This is a genomic window from Pseudundibacterium arcticum, assembly GCF_042646465.1.
Taxonomy (GTDB): domain Bacteria; phylum Pseudomonadota; class Gammaproteobacteria; order Burkholderiales; family Burkholderiaceae_D; genus Undibacterium_A; species Undibacterium_A arcticum.
On sequence record NZ_JBHRTP010000005.1, the window covers coordinates 19764 to 38848 of the forward strand.

Annotated in this window: 17 protein-coding genes and 1 pseudogene; 11 read left to right on the top strand and 7 right to left on the bottom strand. The window is 56.6% G+C overall.

Annotated elements, in window-relative coordinates; genetic code table 11:
• Nucleotides 1-121 precede the first annotated feature (121 nt).
• Nucleotides 122-859 (top strand): tyrosine-type recombinase/integrase, encoded by a 738-nt coding sequence (locus ACFOFO_RS01745; protein WP_390329072.1) that lies wholly within the window; start codon nucleotides 122-124, stop codon nucleotides 857-859.
• 283 nt (nucleotides 860-1142) lie between these two features.
• Here ACFOFO_RS01745 and ACFOFO_RS01750 read toward each other — a convergent pair whose 3' ends face one another.
• Nucleotides 1143-1898 (bottom strand): transposase, encoded by a 756-nt coding sequence (locus tag ACFOFO_RS01750; protein ID WP_390330666.1) that lies wholly within the window; start codon nucleotides 1896-1898, stop codon nucleotides 1143-1145.
• On the opposite strand from ACFOFO_RS01750, the gene ACFOFO_RS01755 reads away from it, so the two are divergent.
• On the top strand, nucleotides 1887-2933 hold the full coding sequence (locus ACFOFO_RS01755; protein WP_390330667.1) for an EAL domain-containing protein: 1047 nt from the start codon (nucleotides 1887-1889) through the stop codon (nucleotides 2931-2933). The genes ACFOFO_RS01750 and ACFOFO_RS01755 overlap by 12 nt on opposite strands.
• Here the strand turns inward: ACFOFO_RS01755 and ACFOFO_RS01760 are convergent.
• On the bottom strand, nucleotides 2846-3418 hold the full coding sequence (locus ACFOFO_RS01760) for a transposase (protein WP_390330669.1): 573 nt from the start codon (nucleotides 3416-3418) through the stop codon (nucleotides 2846-2848). The genes ACFOFO_RS01755 and ACFOFO_RS01760 overlap by 88 nt on opposite strands.
• A gap of 372 nt (nucleotides 3419-3790) precedes the next feature.
• Here ACFOFO_RS01760 and ACFOFO_RS01765 point away from each other — a divergent pair, with 372 nt between their 5' ends.
• Nucleotides 3791-7204: an adenylate/guanylate cyclase domain-containing protein gene (locus ACFOFO_RS01765; RefSeq protein ID WP_390330670.1), complete on the top strand. Its 3414-nt coding sequence runs from the start codon at nucleotides 3791-3793 to the stop codon at nucleotides 7202-7204.
• A 113-nt stretch (nucleotides 7205-7317) separates the two neighbouring features.
• Nucleotides 7318-7575, top strand: a complete 258-nt coding sequence (locus ACFOFO_RS01770; RefSeq protein WP_390329442.1) for an ATP-binding protein — start codon at nucleotides 7318-7320, stop codon at nucleotides 7573-7575.
• A 562-nt stretch (nucleotides 7576-8137) separates the two neighbouring features.
• On the opposite strand, the gene ACFOFO_RS01775 is transcribed toward ACFOFO_RS01770, so the two are convergent.
• Entirely contained in the window at nucleotides 8138-8365 is a 228-nt protein-coding gene (locus ACFOFO_RS01775) for a hypothetical protein (protein WP_390329081.1), read from the bottom strand.
• A 283-nt stretch (nucleotides 8366-8648) separates the two neighbouring features.
• Nucleotides 8649-11585: a Tn3 family transposase gene (locus ACFOFO_RS01780; RefSeq protein WP_390330671.1), complete on the bottom strand. Its 2937-nt coding sequence runs from the start codon at nucleotides 11583-11585 to the stop codon at nucleotides 8649-8651.
• A 225-nt stretch (nucleotides 11586-11810) separates the two neighbouring features.
• On the opposite strand from ACFOFO_RS01780, the gene ACFOFO_RS01785 reads away from it, so the two are divergent.
• Nucleotides 11811-12701 (top strand): hypothetical protein, encoded by an 891-nt coding sequence (locus tag ACFOFO_RS01785; protein ID WP_390329083.1) that lies wholly within the window; start codon nucleotides 11811-11813, stop codon nucleotides 12699-12701.
• Between the two features lie 8 nt (nucleotides 12702-12709).
• Here ACFOFO_RS01785 and ACFOFO_RS01790 read toward each other — a convergent pair whose 3' ends face one another.
• On the bottom strand, nucleotides 12710-12871 hold the full coding sequence (locus ACFOFO_RS01790) for a hypothetical protein (RefSeq protein ID WP_390329086.1): 162 nt from the start codon (nucleotides 12869-12871) through the stop codon (nucleotides 12710-12712).
• A gap of 682 nt (nucleotides 12872-13553) precedes the next feature.
• Nucleotides 13554-13979: a PRC-barrel domain-containing protein gene (locus ACFOFO_RS01795; RefSeq protein WP_390329088.1), complete on the bottom strand. Its 426-nt coding sequence runs from the start codon at nucleotides 13977-13979 to the stop codon at nucleotides 13554-13556.
• Nucleotides 13980-14315: 336 nt separating this feature from the next.
• Between ACFOFO_RS01795 and ACFOFO_RS01800 the strand changes: the two genes are divergently transcribed.
• The 6 genes and pseudogenes from ACFOFO_RS01800 to ACFOFO_RS01825 all read left to right on the top strand — a co-directional run.
• Nucleotides 14316-14687, top strand: coding sequence for a hypothetical protein (locus ACFOFO_RS01800; RefSeq protein ID WP_390329091.1), 372 nt, complete (start codon nucleotides 14316-14318; stop codon nucleotides 14685-14687).
• Between the two features lie 196 nt (nucleotides 14688-14883).
• Entirely contained in the window at nucleotides 14884-15132 is a 249-nt protein-coding gene (locus tag ACFOFO_RS01805; protein WP_390329093.1) for a glycine zipper 2TM domain-containing protein, read from the top strand.
• A 317-nt stretch (nucleotides 15133-15449) separates the two neighbouring features.
• A complete protein-coding gene (locus tag ACFOFO_RS01810) occupies nucleotides 15450-16322 on the top strand; it encodes a YihY/virulence factor BrkB family protein (protein WP_390330672.1) in 873 nt (290 codons plus the stop codon).
• A gap of 176 nt (nucleotides 16323-16498) precedes the next feature.
• Nucleotides 16499-16762: a hypothetical protein gene (locus tag ACFOFO_RS01815; protein WP_390329097.1), complete on the top strand. Its 264-nt coding sequence runs from the start codon at nucleotides 16499-16501 to the stop codon at nucleotides 16760-16762.
• Nucleotides 16763-17215: 453 nt separating this feature from the next.
• On the top strand, nucleotides 17216-17770 hold the full coding sequence (locus tag ACFOFO_RS01820) for a phasin family protein (RefSeq protein ID WP_390329099.1): 555 nt from the start codon (nucleotides 17216-17218) through the stop codon (nucleotides 17768-17770).
• Between the two features lie 111 nt (nucleotides 17771-17881).
• Nucleotides 17882-18010 (top strand): annotated as a pseudogene (locus tag ACFOFO_RS01825) (helix-turn-helix domain-containing protein); the annotation flags it as partial.
• 8 nt (nucleotides 18011-18018) lie between these two features.
• Here ACFOFO_RS01825 and ACFOFO_RS01830 read toward each other — a convergent pair.
• Nucleotides 18019-19056 carry an IS630 family transposase gene (locus ACFOFO_RS01830; protein ID WP_390330674.1) on the bottom strand — a complete coding sequence of 346 codons (1038 nt, stop codon included), beginning with the start codon at nucleotides 19054-19056 and terminating at the stop codon, nucleotides 18019-18021.
• Nucleotides 19057-19085: the final 29 nt, after the last annotated feature.

Here is a 19085-nt window from a genome sequence, read left to right on the forward strand (position 1 = left end):
ATTGATAAATAATACTACGTATTACGTTAAATATACAACTACCATTCCTGTAAATATGACATTAGCGTTATAATGTCAATTATTATAGAATGGCATTTAAATAAAACACGCCGAGACCGCGATGCCAACCGAGAACCAGCATTCCCTCCCTTTGCTCGTCATCGAGTCGATTGAAAGCATACAATTTGCGCCAGGTCTGGATGGTCGCCACGGTAGCAATCGCGCGTATGGCAACCGCCCTCAGGTGGCCGCCAATACCGATGTCGACGCGATCAAAGCCTGGCTCGCACGCTTCCTCGATACCAAGACTACGTTCGACAACTATCGCAAGGAAGCAGACCGGCTGTTGCTGTGGTCAACCGTGGCGCTGCAAAAGCCAATCTCGTCACTCACGCATGAAGACCTGCTGGTCTATCAGCGCTTCCTTGCCGATCCCCAGCCGGCATCGCGCTGGGTCATGCCGCGCGGGCGCAAGGTTGCGCGCGCTCATCCGGATTGGCGGCCGTTTGCGGGCCCGTTAGCGCCACCGAGCCAACGGCAGGCGATCATCATTCTCAACACCATGTTCTCGTGGCTGGTGAATGCCGGTTACCTGGCCGGCAATCCCTTGTCCCTATCGCGTCAGCGTGCACGCAAGGCAAAACCGCGTATCACCCGTTATCTCGACGAAGATTTGTGGCTTGAAGTGAAGCGCACGATCGATCTGATGCCGAAAGACACCGATCGCGAGCGCGAACATTACTTCCGGATGCGCTGGCTGTTTTCGCTGCTGTACCTGTGCGGCTTGCGCATCTCGGAAGTCGTCGGTAACTCTATGGGCGGTTTTTTCGGTTTTGTCGCGATAAGCCCAGTCTGCTAGACTACGGGCCTGGAAAAATTGGTGGTCAAGGCAATGATAGAAGCGCTGCGCAAGGTGATCAAGCGAATGCATTATCCGCTGGAAGTGATGTTGACCTCTACTGGTTGCGAGTTTTTAGTTCAAGCGGCGTGAACGAGTTGGGCGAGAGCGCGAAATCGGGAGAGCGGGACGTTTCGACCGTTGATACGACGACGTTGTCGCGATACGCGGTCGGTTATGCGGTGGAGCGGACGAGCGACATCCCGGCGCGATGTGCCGATCATGAAAAGGCGACGACGATTGACTAATTCTTGCTGAAGTGCCGCAGGTTGATCAGCGTATAGGCCAAGGTTTTAAAGGCGTAGTGCAATTGACTGAGGCGCTCGAAGCGATGCAGCAAGCGCCGAAACTTATCTTCCCAGGCGAACACGCGTTCGATGGTGTTGAACCGTTCTTCAAAAATGGCGGGATCAAAGAACGGCTTGCGCCCGCGCTTTGATTTTTTTCGGCCGCGTGGGTTGGCGTTGATGTTGGGGGTCATGCCGCGATTGAAAATCGCTTTGCGGTTGCGGCGGCAATCATAGGCGCCATCCAGACTGACGATCGCGCCGCGTAAAGAGAAACCGACCGCACGGGCGATGCGCATCACCTGTGGCAAGGCTTCCCGCAAAAGCGGCGATTCATTCTGATTGCCCGGGGCCGCGACGAATGGCGCGATCACATTGCAGCGCCGTTCGCAGAAGGCGACGACCTTGTCGCCTTTCACCTTTTTGTGTCCGCTGAAACCGAGGTTGTCTCCGCCTTTCTTCGCCGCAGTGGTCGTGCCATCGCCGTGGATGACGCCGGTGTCGAGCAGATTCACTGCGTGAAGCGCCGACACTGAACCGGTGAAGATAGCGTCAAAACAACCACCTGCTTGCCAGAACCGAAACATCCTGTAAATGCGCGAGTAGTGAATTTCCGGGCGACCGTCTTGCCCTTTTTCTATCGGCAACTCTTTCCACTGGCATCCCAGATATAGCAATCGCAAAATGTAGTTGAAGATCGCATGCAGGCCCAATTTCGGCGCCGGACCCCGGCTCCCCACGATCAGGTGGGGCAAGACAAATTGCTCGAACTGCGCGATACCCAATTGAGTTGGAATCCGTTGCCACTGCGGGCTTTCCGCCATTTCGACCGCCAAAGCGACCGGATTGTAGCGCGTTTCACGCCAATGGCCGAAAACGTAGGCAGGCAAACACTTTCAGCCAAATTCAGGACTTTGGGAAAACCCGCAACCAGTAGTATGGAATCTCACCAGAAGCACCAATGGACTAAAGACGATGTTAGGACGGCTATACGCCGCAATGAATTTGTCCCCTTCTTCCAGCCAAAAATTGACCTTGCTACCGGAATTTCGTCGTGCGTGGAAATGCTTGCGCGCTGGGACCACACTGAATTGGGGATTCTGCCGCCGAGCCAGTTTATCAAGCTGATAGAAAGCGCAGGATTAATTGACGAATTCACAGACAACCTGTTTCGGCAATCGTTAGTCAGCGCCGCTAACAACGCGATGACCGGAAAGGACATTGGTATTGCAATCAACTTCTCTTCGCTGACGTTACAAGATCCGCAGGCACCGCGCCGCATATGTTCACTCTTAAATGAATATGGATTTCCTTTTGATCAGATCACAATTGAAGTCACGGAAAGTGCCACTCCCGAAAATTTATCTTCGGTGATCAAGTCCCTTACTACGCTTCGTTCGCAAGGATTCAAGATTTCCATCGATGATTTTGGAACCGGATATTCGTCACTGAAACTGTTGAGCAAGATGCCATTTACCGAATTAAAGATTGATCGGATGTTTGTAGCGGGTATTTCTGAGAACAAGAAGCTAACCAGCATTCTCGAGTCCATCGTGCATCTGGCCGAAAAACTGAACCTGAACACCGTAGCCGAAGGCATTGAAACAAAAGCGCAACTGGATTTCATTCGAAAGTTAGGTTGTAACGTTGGTCAAGGATTTTATCTGGGTTCTCCTGCGAGGGGCTTCGAAGTGATGAATGTAACGGAAGATGCCTGCGGCACCTGGGCGTGGCAGGCGTTGATGTAGGCCGGCCACATGTCCAGGCTGATCGCCTCGATTCCGGCGCGTTGGTCCTCGGTAAAAGCCATAAAGTACGCCGTCAGGCTGTCCTCGGTGCGCTCCTCGCCAATGTATTCCACCGTCGCCGCGCCCAGATCGCACACCAGCGTCATGTACCGATGCCCTTTCGCAATCGCCTTCTCGTCGATGCCGATTTGCCTTGGCAGGGCCGCTCCCTTGGCGGCACGCCCGCGCAAGACCGCCCGCTCCATCAAACGCCACGCCTGGTCCCAGCTGATGCGCAGGATTTGCGCCGCGCGCTTGACGTTGGCTGCCTGCAGCAGATCAATCGCCAACACCTCGAACAGATGCGTGAACCGGCTTCCTTCTTCCGCCCACGGCAGCCGCGCCTGCCGCACGCCATGCTCCGGACAGGAAATTCGCGGCGCGCTCGCATGCAGGTAGGTCAGAAACTGGCAACTGTCCAAATGCCGCCATACCCGCTTGGCCAAATGTACACCGCGCATTCTCGCCCGCACTCCGGGCAGGCAAAGCGTGTGCCGCTCGGGTGCTCAACATACACATCGACATGCTGCTTGGCCATGTCCAGATCAACTCGTTCCACCGTCCATGGTTCGTTCAACCCCAGCAAATGCCGGTACAACTCTTTGCTTTCCATCGCGCTCCTCCCTGGACAAACCTGCGCGATAGCGCACCTTTAACCCACAGAGAAGTCTGAAGAACCGTAATAATAGCCAAGAAGCCGTCTTTAGGTTGCCAATTGACATTTCGCGGTTTTAATCAAAAACATCCATCCTGTCTAAGTGCTAAGATTTAGAGGAGCTGTTAAACCTTGAAAAACCCCGGAGGCGGGGGTAAGCCCTATGCGCTGCGCAAGCTGCGGGTTCGAGAATCCGACTCGCGCCAAATTTTGCGAGGAATGTGGCGGCAGGTTGGCGCACGCCTGCCCGGCCTGTGGGCACGAGGTGAGCGCGAGCGCCAAGTTCTGCAGCGAATGCGGCGCGCCGTTGAGCGGATCGCCCCCGAGCGCGGCGCCTGCGGCCAGCCCCCCCATAGAATACACCCCTCCCTATCTGGCCGAACGCATCCGGGCTACACAGGCGGCCATGGAAGCCCGCGGCGCGGCGGACGGCGAGCGCAAGACGGTCACCGCGCTGTTCGCCGACATGGCCGGCTCGACGGCGCTGATCCACGATCTCGATCCCGAAGACGCCCGCCGCCTGATCGACCCGGTACTGGCGCTGATGATGGAGGCCGTGCATCACTACGAAGGCTATGTGGCCAAGTCGATGGGCGATGGCATCCTGGCACTGTTCGGCGCACCGATCGCGCACGAAGACCATGCGCAGCGAGCCCTGTATGCCGCGCTGCGGATGCAAGACGCCATGCGCCGCTATGCCGACCATGTGCGTCTCGCAGAGGGGATCGCACTGCAGATCCGCGTCGGCATCAACTCCGGCGAAGTGGTGGTGCGCGCGATCAGCACCGAGGACTTACACACCGACTACGACCCGGTGGGGCACTCAATCCACATTGCCTCGCGCATGGAAGGCATCGCGGTGCCCGGCTCGATTGTCGTGAGCGAACACACCCACAAGCTGACCGAGGGCTATTTCGCGTTCAAGGCGCTCGGCGCGACGCCGATCAAGGGGCTGCCCGAGCCGCTCGCCGTCTTCGAAGTGCTCGGTCTCGGCCCGCTGCGCACTCGGCTGCAGGTGGCGGCCAGCCGCGGGCTGGCGCGCTTCGTCGGCCGTGCCCGCGAGCTTGAGCAGCTGCGCGCAGCGCGCGCGCAAGCACAAGCCCAATACGGGCAGATCGTGGGCGTGGTCGGCGAGCCAGGAGTCGGCAAGTCGCGGCTGTGCCACGAGTTCAAGCTGCGCGCGCCGCGCGATTGCCTGGTGCTGGAGACCTTCTCGGTCTCACACGGCAAGGCCTATCCGTATCTGCCGCTGATCGAGCTGCTGAAAAGCTACTGCCAGATCACCGCGCAGGACGACGAGCGCCGTCGGCGGGAAAAGCTCACCGGCAAGGTGCTGACCCTCGACCGCGCGCTGGAAGACAGCCTGCCCTATCTGTTCTATCTGCTGGAGGTCGCCGATCCGGGCTCGGCGCTAGCGCAGATGGACCCCCAGATCCGCCGACAGCGCACTTTCGAGGCGATCAAGCGGCTCCTGGTGCGCGAGAGCCTGGCCCAGCCGCTTGAGCTGATCGTCGAGGATCTGCAGTGGCTCGACAGCGAAACCGAGGCCTTCCTCAGCTTTCTCGGCGAGAGCGTGGCCAACGCCCGCATCCTGCTGCTGGTCAATTACAGGCCCGAATACCGGCACGACTGGAGTCACAAGAGCTACTACACAGAGCTGCGGCTGGATCCGCTGGGTGAAGCCGAAGCCCGGGAACTGCTGCGAGACCTGCTGGGCGACGCCGCCGGGCTCACCCCGCTCGAGCACTTGATCCTGGCGCAGACCGAAGGCAACCCCTTCTTCATCGAAGAAGTCGTGCAGACGCTGATCGAGGAGCAGGTGCTGCGCGGCGAGTGCGGGCATTACCGTATCGAGCAGATCCCGACCGCCCTGCACATCCCGACCACCGTGCAGGGGGTGCTCGCCGCCCGCATCGACCGGCTGGGGACGGCCGAGAAGGCGCTGCTACAGACCTTGGCGGTGATCGGCAAGACATTTCCCTGGAGCCTGCTCGCGCGCGTCGTCGGGCAGCCCGAAGACACGCTGAAGAGCCTGCTGACGCGGCTGCAGGCCCGGGAGTTCATCTACGAGCAGCCGGCGTTTCCGGAGGTGGAGTACAGCTTCAAGCATGCGCTGACCCAGGAGGTGATCTACGGCGCGCTGCTGAGCGAGCGGCGCTGTGCATTGCATGAGCGCACGGCCCAGGCGATCGAGGCCCTGTTCGGTGCCCAGATCGAGGAGCACTGCAGCGAGTTGGCACATCATTTCAGCCGCAGCGGCAACGCGACGAAGGCGGTGGAATACCTCCACTGCGCCGGGCGCCAGGCGGTGCAGCGCTCCGCCGATGCCGAAGCGGTCGCCCACCTCACCACGGCCCTGGCCTTGCTCGAGACCCTGCCCGATGCCCCGGAGCGCGCACGACAGGAACTCGCGCTCCAGATCACGCTCGGTCCGGCCTGGATGGCCACCAAGGGGCCCGCTGCCCCGGAAGTGGAGGCGACCTATACCCGGGCGTTGATGCTGTGTCGACAGCTCGGGGAAACGAGCCAGCTCTTCCCCACTATGCTGGGGCTGCGCACGTTTTATCAAGTCCGCGGGGAACTGACGACCGCACGCGAGCTGGGGGAGCAACTCCTTGCCTTGGCTCAAGAGGCGCAGGATCCGGCGCTGCTCGTACAAGCCCATCGGACGTTGGGGACCAACTTGCTCATTCTCGGCGAGCTGGAGCCTGCCCGCGCACAGCTGGAGCAGGCCTTGGCCCTCTATGACCCTGGGCAGCACTACTCGCCTGCCTTCTTCTATGGATCGGAGCCTGGCGTGCTGGGGCTGGCCTTCGTAGCCTTGGACCTGTGGCTTCTCGGCTATCCGGATCAAGCCCTCGCACGCAGCCAGGCGGCGCTCGCTCTGGCTCAGACCCTATCCCACCCTCCTGACTCGGCCACTGCCTTGATCTTCGCCGCCGAACTTCATCTGCAGCGCCGCGAGACCCAGGCGACGCGCGAGCTGGCGGAGGCAACCCTCGCCCTCGCGACCGAGCACGGCTTCCCGTTCTGGTTGACTTACGGAACCATCCTCTCCGGCTGGGCGCTTGCCGAGCAGGGACGCGCAGCAGAAGGCATCGAAAAAATGCAACAGGGCTTGAGCGCCTACCTGGCCACCGGGGCGGAGCTTTGGCGGACGCATTTCCTGGCGCTGCTGGCCGAAGCCTACGGAAGAGCGGGGCAACCTGAGGCAGGGCTGAAGACGCTGGCCGAGGCGCTGGCCGTGGCGGACCGAACGGAAGAGCGCGTGTACGAGGCGGAGCTGTATCGGCTCAAGGGGGAGCTGACGCTGCTGCAGCCGAGCCGCGAGGGGGACGAGGCCGGCTGCCAGGACGAAGCCGAAGCCTGCTTCCTGCAGGCGATCGCGATCGCTCGCCGGCAGAGCGCCAGATCTTTCGAGCTGCGCACGGTGATGGGCCTGAGCCGGCTGTGGTGGCGGCAGGGCAAGCCGGGAGACGCCCACCAGATGTTGGCCGAGACCTACCGCTGGTTCACTGAAGGCTTCGACACCGCGGACCTGCAGGAGGCCAGGGCTCTACTCGCCGAGCTCCACTGAATCGCGCGTCATGGCAGCACCATGTTCAGTGCATGACCTATATCTTCGAGGAATGCGTCCTTGGTTGCTGACGACCTGGTTCGGCATCATCGCTGAGACGTGCACGGTTGGGCGTGCTCGTGATGTGGGCCGCTCACACGTTCGCCGATCAGCTCGCCCCAGCCCAGCGCAATGCCCTGCCCCTCGAGCGCCGCCTGCATCAGCAGCGGATACGTGCCTTGCAAAAGCAACTGACCAACGTGAGGCTGCTAAATGTGGACGAACTGGGCTATGTCCCATTCACGGCGGTGGGCGCGGAATTACTATTTGAGGTCTTTAGCCGCCGTTATGAACAGGGCACCACGCTGGTGACATCGAAACTTGCCGTTTGACGAGTGGACCAGCGCTCTAGGTTCCGAGCGGCTGACCGGGGCGGCGACTTTCACCGGATCTGTCACTTTGGACTCTTCGCGCATGTTGAGCGCAAGAACAACCTCGAGAGGGTACGTGCGCTGCTGCATGCAGCACCCGGTACCGATACGCAACCCAGGATGTTGGCGCTGACGCCAAATTGATCCATCTACGGGAATTCGCTGACCTAGCCGCATGACTCGCAAACCGCTATCAGCATTGGATTTGCACCGACTGGGGGTGGGGCAGTCTAGGGCTACGCTGAACAACAACCGATTTCTGAATCAAGAAGCAAAGTTGGCGGCTTGATTTCGGAAATCGTGGTGTTCAACCGGTTTTTACTTACCCGCTCGGGCGGTTTCCGGGTCTTTCGACCCGCTCTTCGCCCACTATGGGGTAATCGTCCTTTTCGTGCAAATTGGTGCGGTTTGTAAAATATTTATCTTTTAAAACAAAGGCTTAGAAATCACTACTTTTTCCAGTCATTGTCCTTTTCGTGCAAATTAGTGCGCTTTGCTTTTCCAAGGCCCACAGCTTTGTCTTTCACTTGCGGCAATTTCCAACGTCAGAAATCTCTTTGTTCCACGTTTTCCTGTGCTGTTCGACAGCCTGCAACGCTTCAAGCTTTTGCTCGATATGCCGGCTATGGGATTGCTGGTCGTACAGGGCTTTTTGCGCATGCGACAGTTCGCCCACCAGGCGCGCGCCTTCCTGATTCAGCCGGGTCACCTCATCCTGCTTGACGATCAGGCTTTGCTGTAGCTTGCTCATTTCGGCCTGCAACTGCTGGCTCTGCTGTTCATGGCCGCGCTGATTCTGGTCGCGCGCTGTTCCTTGACGGATTGCCGGTAGTCTGGTCGCGCGCTTTCTGGCAGGCTGGCGTTACAGCACGTAAGGGCTTTATTCAACTCTCATGACGCACTGATTCTCTGATTGACCGCAACAATGAGACACAGGACGAGCCGCCAAGCGACAGGATGATTTCCTGGCGGCGGCCGTTCTGCTTTTCCGGGCTTCCGACGCCATTTCTGACGTTGGAAATATCACGCCTACATCAAGCAAATTTCGCCGGCTTTGACGTCGTTGGTCGTTGCAACAACATGTCCGCATATCGCGCGACGCCAAAACGGAACGTTCCCCTGAAATTCACATGCGCAAAATGACCCGGTCCCATGCGACGCAGCCAGCCATCGTCGATCACGCGCCCGGTTTTTCTCCACCGATCCACAGTTTCCTGCATCTTGTGGGTATTCCAGGCTAACACTAGGTTCGTCAGTAAAGTATGCGAACCTGAAATCGCGATCATTTCATCGGGGCGACGGCCTCGCTCCGGCGGTACTTTGCCGTAATAGACAGCACGCTGCAGTAGATGTACCGATTCCCCCCGATTCAGAATGGTGTGAATCTCGCGCCGAAATTCGATGTTGCTAAAGTAATCGCACAGGAAAAGCGTGCGTAGCAGACGACCAAGATAATCGGCCGCCTGGTGTATCGGATCGCCTTGTGCAGCACTGCCAAAACGTTGCAACGCGACGTTCGCACTAACCCGGCCGCTGCGAATCGATGCGACGACACGCAGTAACTCGTCCCAACCTTTGCGAATCGCCGTCAGCGACACTTCTCGCACTACCACAAGATCCAAGGCATCCGGAGCAACAAGCTTACGAGGCAAGAATAATTTTCGTTCGGCTAGGTTGCGTAGCTGCGGGCACAAATCAAATCCCGATAACTTGGCGATTGCCATACCCGGATTGGTATAGCCATGCGTGTCGACGGCCAGTAACGAAACGCGAACGCGCTCTTCGCTGTTGTTGTAATGCACCGTACCGGCAATTGCCGGACCCGCCTGGCGTTCGTTGAGAACGATAGGTTGATCGTAAATGATGCCGTACTGGTCCAGCACATGCGTATATATCCCCACCGCATGCGATCGTCGACGCGGATCGACGCGCGCATTCCACAGGTGTTTGGAAACATCGATGCTCATCATGTCGCTCGATGCTGTTTTGCCGCCACCCCAAAGTCCTACAATGGCCTGTTTCATCTGAAACTCGACCACTTGCTCGTTAGCGCGTCGCAATCGGCTGGGCGCTTCCAGAGCGCGCATCGCAGTTGATACATGTGCCGGATCAAGCTGCGGGGTCATTGCAGCGACGCTCTTGGCGTCAATCTCGGTCCCATGTGCGATGAGTGCGGCATACAGAGCGACAAGCTCGTGCTCATCCTTGGCGCGGCGCCCCAGAAGAGTTTCGCTAAAATTAGTATGCGCGTCGACTTCCAGCATCAAATCCGGCAATTGAACGTCGCCGATCTCCTTGAACATGAGATCGAGCGTACGTTTCGGAACAACGTCGTCCGGTAAAGCCTCCAGTTTTGGCAGGTGTATCGTGCCGTCGGCGTCGATACTGACCACGCCTTTTTCTTTGGCCTCAGCCACAGCGGCCAGACCCGCCTCAATATTGCGAAGCAGTGGCTCCAGGAACTGATCAGGATCTTTGGGCAGACCTAAAATGGACAAATGCCTGTCGCGCTCAAGCTCCCATATTTTAGGTGGAATCAACATCTGGTCGCGCTCGCGATAAGACAAGCTGTGTGCGACCCACACTGAGCCTCGCCGCAAGCCTTTACGCAGGCCCATCATGGTGGACGCTTCCAAGGCCTGAAAAGCACGCTTTCGGTCAGGGTCGTTGACCAGATCGCTCCATGACTTATCGGTCGCAAACGCCTGGTCCATCGGCAGCTCCGTAACCTTGCCGACATAAAATTCCTGTAACTTGGCAAGGTTCGCCAAACTGTCTTCATTGGCACGGCCTTGCAGATTCAGATTTTCTAAAGAGTGCAGAAGGTTGCGTACCCGAGTGGCGTCTTCGGTCAAGGTCTCACGCACATGTGCGGCGTGGCTACTGGTTGGTTTGTCCCCAATATCTGCTAGCAATTCTCCGATTTGAGCCAGACGATCTTCGGCGGGTACGCTGGTATCTTGCACTAACGATTTGATCGATAACAGGCGCTCACGATAGGTCACCGATGACCTTGCCTGCTTGGCCTGCGTTTTGTTGTACGCGTGCCGCACTAGGTCTGAGGCACGTCGGCCGGACTGATAGACGGCGCTGTCGGACAGCTCGAACAGGGTCACCCTCAGGAAGAACACCAATTCGATGATGACGGTGGAGTCCTTGAGTTCCTTGGATTTGGCTGGCCGGCGCGCGTGGATTTGCTGTGCATAGCCACGCTGTTTTTCCAGCGGAATTTCGTCTAACGGCCATTCATGTACGCTGAGTTGTTTCAGAAACGCGATTTTATCGAGAGTTTCGCTGAAAGTGCCAGGGCTGTGGCGTTTTGGTGGAGCCTTCAACCATTCCAGGGCTGTGATGGTGTCGCCTTGCCGGGTCTGATAGACAATGTTACGACAGTGAGACAGCGCAGTAGCGGATATGGCCGAGACGATCGTTGCGTAAATATTTTTTTCGACAGACTCGTAGCATTTACGAGCCAAGTCGCGAATCTGACGGTCGCTGGGAATCAATAGCTGACGCTCGAAGAGCCATTGTTGCGCAGAAGTGACCAATTCGTCGACCGAGACGACTTCGTTAGCCTGTGCCTGCAGATAAGCGGCAAGTTGATCGCTTGTGGCTTGATCGACATCTTTCAGTTCCAGATACTCTTTAGTCCAGAGTTGATGCGCGTAGAACGTTTGGCTACGTTTATAAATCGCCCGCAGCGATGCAATTGTTGGTGTCGTTACGCTAAGTGCCTGGCCCACATAGCGCAACAATACCCTGGGAATGGTTGCAAGTTGATCAAGAGGGCGGCCCGCAGCACGTAGAAAAAGTAATAAGACAGCGGCACCAGCACGCCGATCAGCACGAAACTCATTCTTGAGTGCGGCGACATCGGCCTGGGTCAATTGAAAATACTGCGCTAAATCGAAGTCTGACAACCGGCTGGGCAGCGTGCTGGCGCCGACGTACCTGAATTCATAACTTGTCATAGCTGGCTTTCGCAATCGAGTTGAATGCGATTTTACCTGCGATTTAAAAGATTGAAAAATGGCAATATCAAGAGGTTGGGAGCCATTACAGCTTTACCGGGGCTATCTCTCGGAAGCCTTATAAAATAAGGGTCTCCGCGCAAACCGCACCAATTTTCACGAAAAGGACGATTACCCCTATGTACAAACAATCACCATGTCGCGTCGTGTGCGGCGACCAAGGCCTTGCAGCCGGCCGAACTCAGACTTGCCTTGACGGCCCTCAAGGAACTTGAGCAACGCGACCAGGCCATCATGCGCCAGTGGCAGATGCGCATCGAACGCGCTGACTACGAGGCCGCGCTCGCGGAAAGACGCTATCAGGAGTGCGATCCTGCCAATCGGCTGGTGGCAGGATCCCTCGAGCGCCGCTGGAACGAGGCGTTGCTTCGCATCGAACAGATTAAGACCGAATCCGCCCAGTTTGAGAGCCAGAAAGCGCGCGTAGCCACGCAAGAACAGAAGGCAAAGGTGCTCGCTCTGGCACGCGACCTTCCGCGCCTCTGGCGGGCTTCAACGACCCAGGCGAAGGATCGCAAGCGGATGTTGCGACTCATCATCCTCGACATCACGGTGGAGAAATTGCCGGACCGGCAACAGCTCGTTCTGCATGTCCGTTGGCAGGGCGGCGCCTGTACCGACACCACCGTGAATTTGCCTAAGCCGGTCGCCGAGGCGATACGCTATCCGGCGGCCGTCGTGGAGCGCGTTCGTGAACTCTCCCGGCGTTTGTCCGACCCGCAAATTGTCGCGCACCTGAATCAGGAGGGGCAGCGCAGCCCTCACGGCATCCCTTTCACGCTCGCCATGATCAAATGGGTCCGCTACAAATACGCGATTCCGCAAATTTGCCTCACGCGGCCCGACGAATTTAGCGTAAGGCAGGTCGCGAATCGCATGGAGGTCAGCGTCCACGTCGTCTACTATTGGATTGGACGCAGCATTGTTCAAGCGCGCAAGCTCGATGGTAGAGGCTCTTGGTGGATCACGCTCACCGCCGCCAAGGAGCAGGAACTTTCGGACTGGGTGCGAAACTCAGGTCATCTTCAACCGCAACATGCCAACATTCAACTGTGAGAGGTGCATTATGAAATCACCGTCGGTATGCCCAGCTCGCGTTCGCTACCATCAGGATTGGGGATGCCGACGCGCCGTACCGGATTGGGCCGGTACGTGCCTGCCATCAATTGTTTCCTGATGGTCGGCCATGTTGTCGTCAGATAACGGCCGGTCTGGACGATGTCCATGCCCGTCCACCCCTGCTGCGCCTTTGTTCGCCTTCACGCGTTTCCACGCGCGCTGCATGTTCTCTCTCGCAAGCGCTTGCTCCAGCATGGCTTGCCCATTCCCCGTGTCATGTCGCGTGAGGCGAGCTTCATCACTGACCATGCCAGAGATGGCTTCACCATCCCTTACCGTGGCCCGCCCCGCTGATGCGGGCATCTGATGCCGTGCTTTCCCCATCGACATGGTGGTAAAACGCTCCTTCTCGTTCGGCCCTTCACCCTGACTGCGGTTACTACGGCCTCTGCTGACTTCTCGCTCCGACTTGCGCCGTCGCCCTTTCAGGCACGAGGCGAGATCTCCCCAGGTAAGAACGCAATCCTTCACCGCACAACCGCCGGATTTACGCCGCCTGATCCTTGACCACAAGAGCTTCGCGGTTTTATGCCCGCCCGCCCTGATCGGCGTCGCCTTCTATCCGGTTCTTGTCCATCGGCTCGCAGCTTCGATCCACGCTTCCTTCCCACGATCGGTCGCCCTTTCGCAGTTGCGCTTCACTTCGTTCGCTGTGGCCAGCTTACGGGAGGACTTGCACCTCCAAGATTGCGCCCATGCTGGGCGCACAAGAAAAAGCCCGACTGAAAGAGTCGGGCTGAGTACGTTATGTAAGTAGCTTTGGGGGACAGGATTTTGCCCTGCGACTACCTAGTGGATGCTCGTATCTCTCGAGCCAGACCCGGTGCCATAATAAGACTCAATTCCGCTAGCCCATGTCTGGTCCGTCATATCCGGCCAGTCATCCTTATCGAATCCAGGTGCATTTTTGAGCTCGTCTTTCTCCATGTTAAGCACAAAGCGCTTGTTTACAGAATCGAGCTTTAGGGCGCTCCATGGCACCGCGAAGAGCTTTTCGCCTACGCCAAGAAAACCCCCGAAGGACAGCACTGCGTACGCTACCCTACCGCTATCCACCTCAAGCATGATCTCCTTGATGTCACCTAGCTTTTCGTCTTTGCTATTGTAGACGTCTTCACCACGCAGCGTGCCTGCGCCCATTAAATAAGGGCCGGGTCCTTTGCCAATTTTCTTGTACATGCCATACGTGTCGTGGCTTGCATCGGTATAACTCATGATCGCCTCCTACTGTAATCTCTGGATAAAGTTAGACCATAAAACCATAAACTAAACTGACGGAATTTATCCGTCTCGACGACATATTTTGATGCAGGTCAACCAAGCAGTGCCGGACTAAACGGTTTATTCCGATGTGAGGCAGTGCCACAGTTCGCTCGTTGCAACTGAACGGCTCTATGTCTGCCCGTTTAAGCTCCTTCTCTGCGTCACCGCCGATCTGCTTTTACCATGCTTGTAAGTGCAGCCACCAAACGCTGTCCTGCCTGCTCTAAGCTCTCGTCTATATTTGACACAAGGGGAATACGCACTAATCAACAAAACAAGGAGACGGCAATGAAAAAGACACCGGAAATCAAATGGCTGCCTGAGCCAGCCGATAGCGATTACGACGCCGCTGAAACGTTCTTGAAACTACTCTACAAGCCGAAAGACTGCCGTCGCTGGTCAAAAAGGCTCAGGCGCGCGAAGATTTCGGAGTATGCAGCAAAAGATATTCTTCGGGCATCAGCAACGCCGATGTCCGAGGTCAATGCGTTCGATTGGTCAAAACAGAAGAAAGAAATTGACCAGGGCAACCCGCTCTCACCGATTTTGATTGTTCGGCAAGATAACGGCCAGCACCTTCTCATTGCAGATGGTTTTCACCGAATGTGCGCCCTCTTCGCGGCAGACCAGGAAGTCAACGTGCCGTGTAAAATTGTGTAACGGGTGATTACTAACGGTCCGGACCTCTATCGACAGGCGTACCTGAACCACCGTGGTGCCTCTTGCTACGCAGGCAGCGCCATCGCATCATTCTGCGCGCGTCGGGATGCCACAATTGTGGGACGGTTATATCGACTCACACATATCAGAGACCTGGGCACACGGTAGCGGTCTGGGTATCGCTACAGGCGCCGTCGTGGGCGGGCTACTGGGCAACCAGGTGGGTGGCGGTAATGGCCGCACCTTGGCAACGGTGGCTGGAGCGGTTGGCGGCGGCTATGCCGGCAACGTGGTAGAAAAGCGCGCACGTGCGACCACGGTGACACAAGTGCGCGTTCGGATGAACAACGGTTCGGTTCGCGCCTTCACCGAATCCGGAAACAGCCGGCGGCATTCGGGCGAGCATGTGAAGATTATCAACGGTGCATTGGCCGCACGAAGGTAGCCTATTCTCGTACTTTACAATTGACAAGAAGAGCCTCAAGCGGCATCGATATCGGCGCTCAATAGCGCGGGATTTCTCTCACCTTCGTGATGAATCCTTGCGATAGATCGCCTCGTCGAGCCGCTCACTGGTGATATTTCCAGGCTTTGCGCTGAGCAGGACAGGTCGTGCTCGCGAACAAGCGCCCAACCCTTCTTGTTGGCCCAGCCTGTGAGAACGGCGGTGTCGGGACGCCATCGACATAATGCGATTGCTATCGTTCCTGTTGTAGTTGTTTTCTATTCGGTTTTGTCGATGCTTATTTCAGGGGATTTCCAATGCGGATTCCCGGCCTTCGATGGCTTAGTCCGGTCCGGCTTATAAAATATGCTGTCCTGCGGTTTCGCGAGCACGACATGGCAACCTATGCGGCGGCGGTCACATACCATGTTAGTTTTTCGCTGTTCCCGTTCATCATCTTTTTTATAGCACTGCTTGGCTTTCTTCACTTGCCAAATTTCTTTGATTGGCTGCGGCAGCAAGCCCAGGCCTTCTTTCTGCAGCAGACGATGCATCAGATTAACCAAATATTCGACCAGCTACAGCAACGGCGAATGGGAATTCTATCTGTTGGAGCAATTGTTGCACTTTGGGCCGCATCGTCCGGCATGCGCGCCGTCGTAAACGCCTTGAACGTAGTGTATGGTGTTAAAGAAAGCCGCCCAATGTGGAAACGTTATCCACTTTCTCTGCTGTACACCCTGGGTATCGGCGTCTTGCTGGCCATTGCCATCACGCTAGTGCTAGGCTCTCCACACGCGATGCAAGTTGCGCGCCAAGTCGGCATATCACAAGCCTTTGCTACCTTGTGGGCCTGGTGGCTGCGCTGGCCGGCCGTCGTGGTGCTGCTCACATTGACCGTGGCCGCTGTTTATGGCCTCGCACCTGACGTCGAACAGCGTTTCCGTTTCGTTAGCCCTGGCGCATTCCTGGCGGTCGTAGTCTGGATTGCGACCTCGCTCGCCTTTAACTACTATGTGCGGACCGTGGTGGACTATAACGTGCTGTACGGGAGTGTGGGAACTATCATCGTGCTGCTTTTGTACTTCTTTATATCTTCCCTCGTCTTGCTGTTTGGCGCGGAAATCAATGCAGTGGTTGAGCATCATGCCGCAACAGGCAAAGACATAGGCGACAGGAAACTGAAATGAAATGCCGCACAGATACGCACGATTTGGATATTGGCGCACGACGAAGGTCGGTATTTCGACAGAGAGGACGCCTGGATAGCGATGGTGGGCGTGGTTCAAACGAGGGTAACACTTTCATGAAATGAATCGATCGGCGATACTCGTTTTTCCCTATTTTTTTCGGAGCGAGTATCAGCATGAATTCATCCCCTTCGGTCGCGGCCAACCTGTCCAACGAGGCTCGCAAGAGCCTTGCCATTTTGTCGCTGTCGAAATCTGAACCGATCGCTCATCTGGCCGACCGGGAGGGAGTCAGTCGGCAATTTATCTACCGGCAGAAGCAGATGGTAGTAGAAGCGCTTGATAACGCGCTCGCCGCCAAGGATGCGGGCGCGCTGTTTTATCTGCCGGTGACCGAAGCGTGGCTGGACCAGTTGGCGCTGGCCTTACGGTGTTGCTGATCGCTGAAAATTGCCCCTGTATTTTCACATTCGATTCACCCACCTGCGATCGCTTGGGGACGACACTGTTGCTGCGTTCCTTTACGACGACGCAGGGTCAATCATCGACGATAATTTTTGCGGAAATTGGCGCAATATCGTGCGATCACCAACAGCCTTGAGCAATATCGAAGCCGAACAGGGCAACGAGAAAGCGATTCCTGATTCTCCCCTCTTGCTGGTACGAGCACAGAATCCCGGAGTCGAGCTCTGCCCGCCAAGGGGCCAGCGGGTCGATCTGCGACGCAAATAGATCCATCATTCCCCCTATCGCCGAACGCGTAGATTGCCTAAAAAACAACAAGTAGGCCTAAAAAAACCGTTAGACACAATCGCATGGACCCCCTATCATTTGCTGCCCTGCACAAGATGTATCCGGTGTCAGCGTAGTCAAATCCCTACCCAGGAGAAATCATGTTTTCGAATACAGAACAATATACGTCTGCAAGCAAAGCCTTTTTTGAATCCCAGCTCGCTGCATTGAGCGCGCTGACGAGCATCGCGATGCACGGAACAGAAAAGCTTGTTGCATTGAACATGGCGGTTGCCAAAGCATCCGCCGCCGACACGGCAGCCGCAACAAAGGATTTGTTGGCAGCGAAAGACCCGCAAGCCTTCTTCTCTCTGGCAACTGCATACACTACGCCCAACACTGAAAAAGTCGCTGCCTACGGCCGTCAGTTGACGGACATCGTGTCCGCCACGAAAGCGGAGTTTTCCAAGGTCGCCGACGCGCAAGTCGCCGAAGTCCAGAGCAAGGTAAGCGCCCTGGTGGACGACATCGCAAAGAGCGCGCCAGCCGGTTCTGAAAACGTGATGGCAATGCTGAAATCGTCCATCACGAACGCACATGCCGGTTACGAGCAAATGAACAGCGCCGCAAAACAAGCCGTCGAAGCGACGGGCGCCCATGTCGCCGCAGCCTCGGACCAGTTGACGCAGGTCGTAAAAAAAGCAGCGGCGAAATAAAAAATAAATTGCCAGTATTTGAACGGGCCGCGCTTGCGGCCCGTTTTCTTACTAGGCAGCCTCAAAAACCAAGTGCAACACCTTCTGCTGTAAGGTGCTGCGATGTAAAAAATTTATTGTCATTTATCTACACAGGAGCGCGCTGTCGTCATGACCATGCGCGATGACCTTTGCAGCACCCGATCCATTGCTCAACGCCTTTCCCGTTCCCCAAGTACGATTACTATTGATCCGGAACGGTGAAGTCTCTATGCGGCATATTGAACGCGCGGATCCTGGAAATAAGATTTAACGCGTTCCGGTGATTTTTCAAGCATCGTCATGTATTCGGCTGTGGCGTTCCATAGCGTGGATTTTGTGCGCATCGCAACAGTCGAGCCCAGGGCGTATTTGAGATCGGCATTGAGTCGTTCATCCGGGTTCAATTGCGGGCTGTAACTGGGCAGGTAAAACACCTCGATCTTCGCCTTGTGTTCTTCCAGCCACGCCTTTACCGCCTTGCTGTGATGGACCCGCAAATTATCCAGAATCAGGAATACTTTTTTCTTTGCATCTTTGATGAGCGCAGCCAGAAACTCGATCAGCTTGTCTGCATTGAAGTTCTCGTCAATGATCATCCAGCGTGCTTTGCCCTGATTGGTGACGGTAGAAATCATCGACAACTTTTGCCGTGTTCCGCCAACCGCGTAGGCCACCGGTGTTTGACCACGCGGCGCATAGCAACGACCACGCACATCGGTGTTGACGACGGCCGTCTCATCACCCCAGTGAATCTCTGCTCTCTCGGGTTTGGCACGCGCCTCAATGGCAGGATATTGCTCATCGAGCCATGCCTTCACCGCTTCCGGCTTTTGTTCATAGGCGCGCTTGATCGGCTTTTGCGGCGTCATGCCCCAGCGCTTGAGGTAATTGCCTACGGCACGAATGGTCAGTTTCAAGCCGCATTCGCGTTCAATCAGAATGGTCACCGCACCACGATTCCATAGTGCAAAATCCATCTTCACTTGCTCCGGGCGCTTGTCGCAAATAATCCCGCGTATGCGGTGTTCTTGCTCACGAGTCAGTGCCCGGCCAGTGCCCGATTCCTTGCCACGTGCTTTGGGCTTCAGGGCATTCCAGCCCCCTTGCTCAAATAGCGTCAAGGCTGCCCGTACCGCCGGCCAGCTCAATCCCGACAACTGCACAATTTGCATCACGCCCAAACCTTTGCGATGTAATCGCACCACCTGCTTGCGCCTGGTGTGCAGCTCCAATAATGTTTGCATTCTTGCGTTTTCTTTATCCATGCAAACTATTTGGGAACGCAGAACATAAA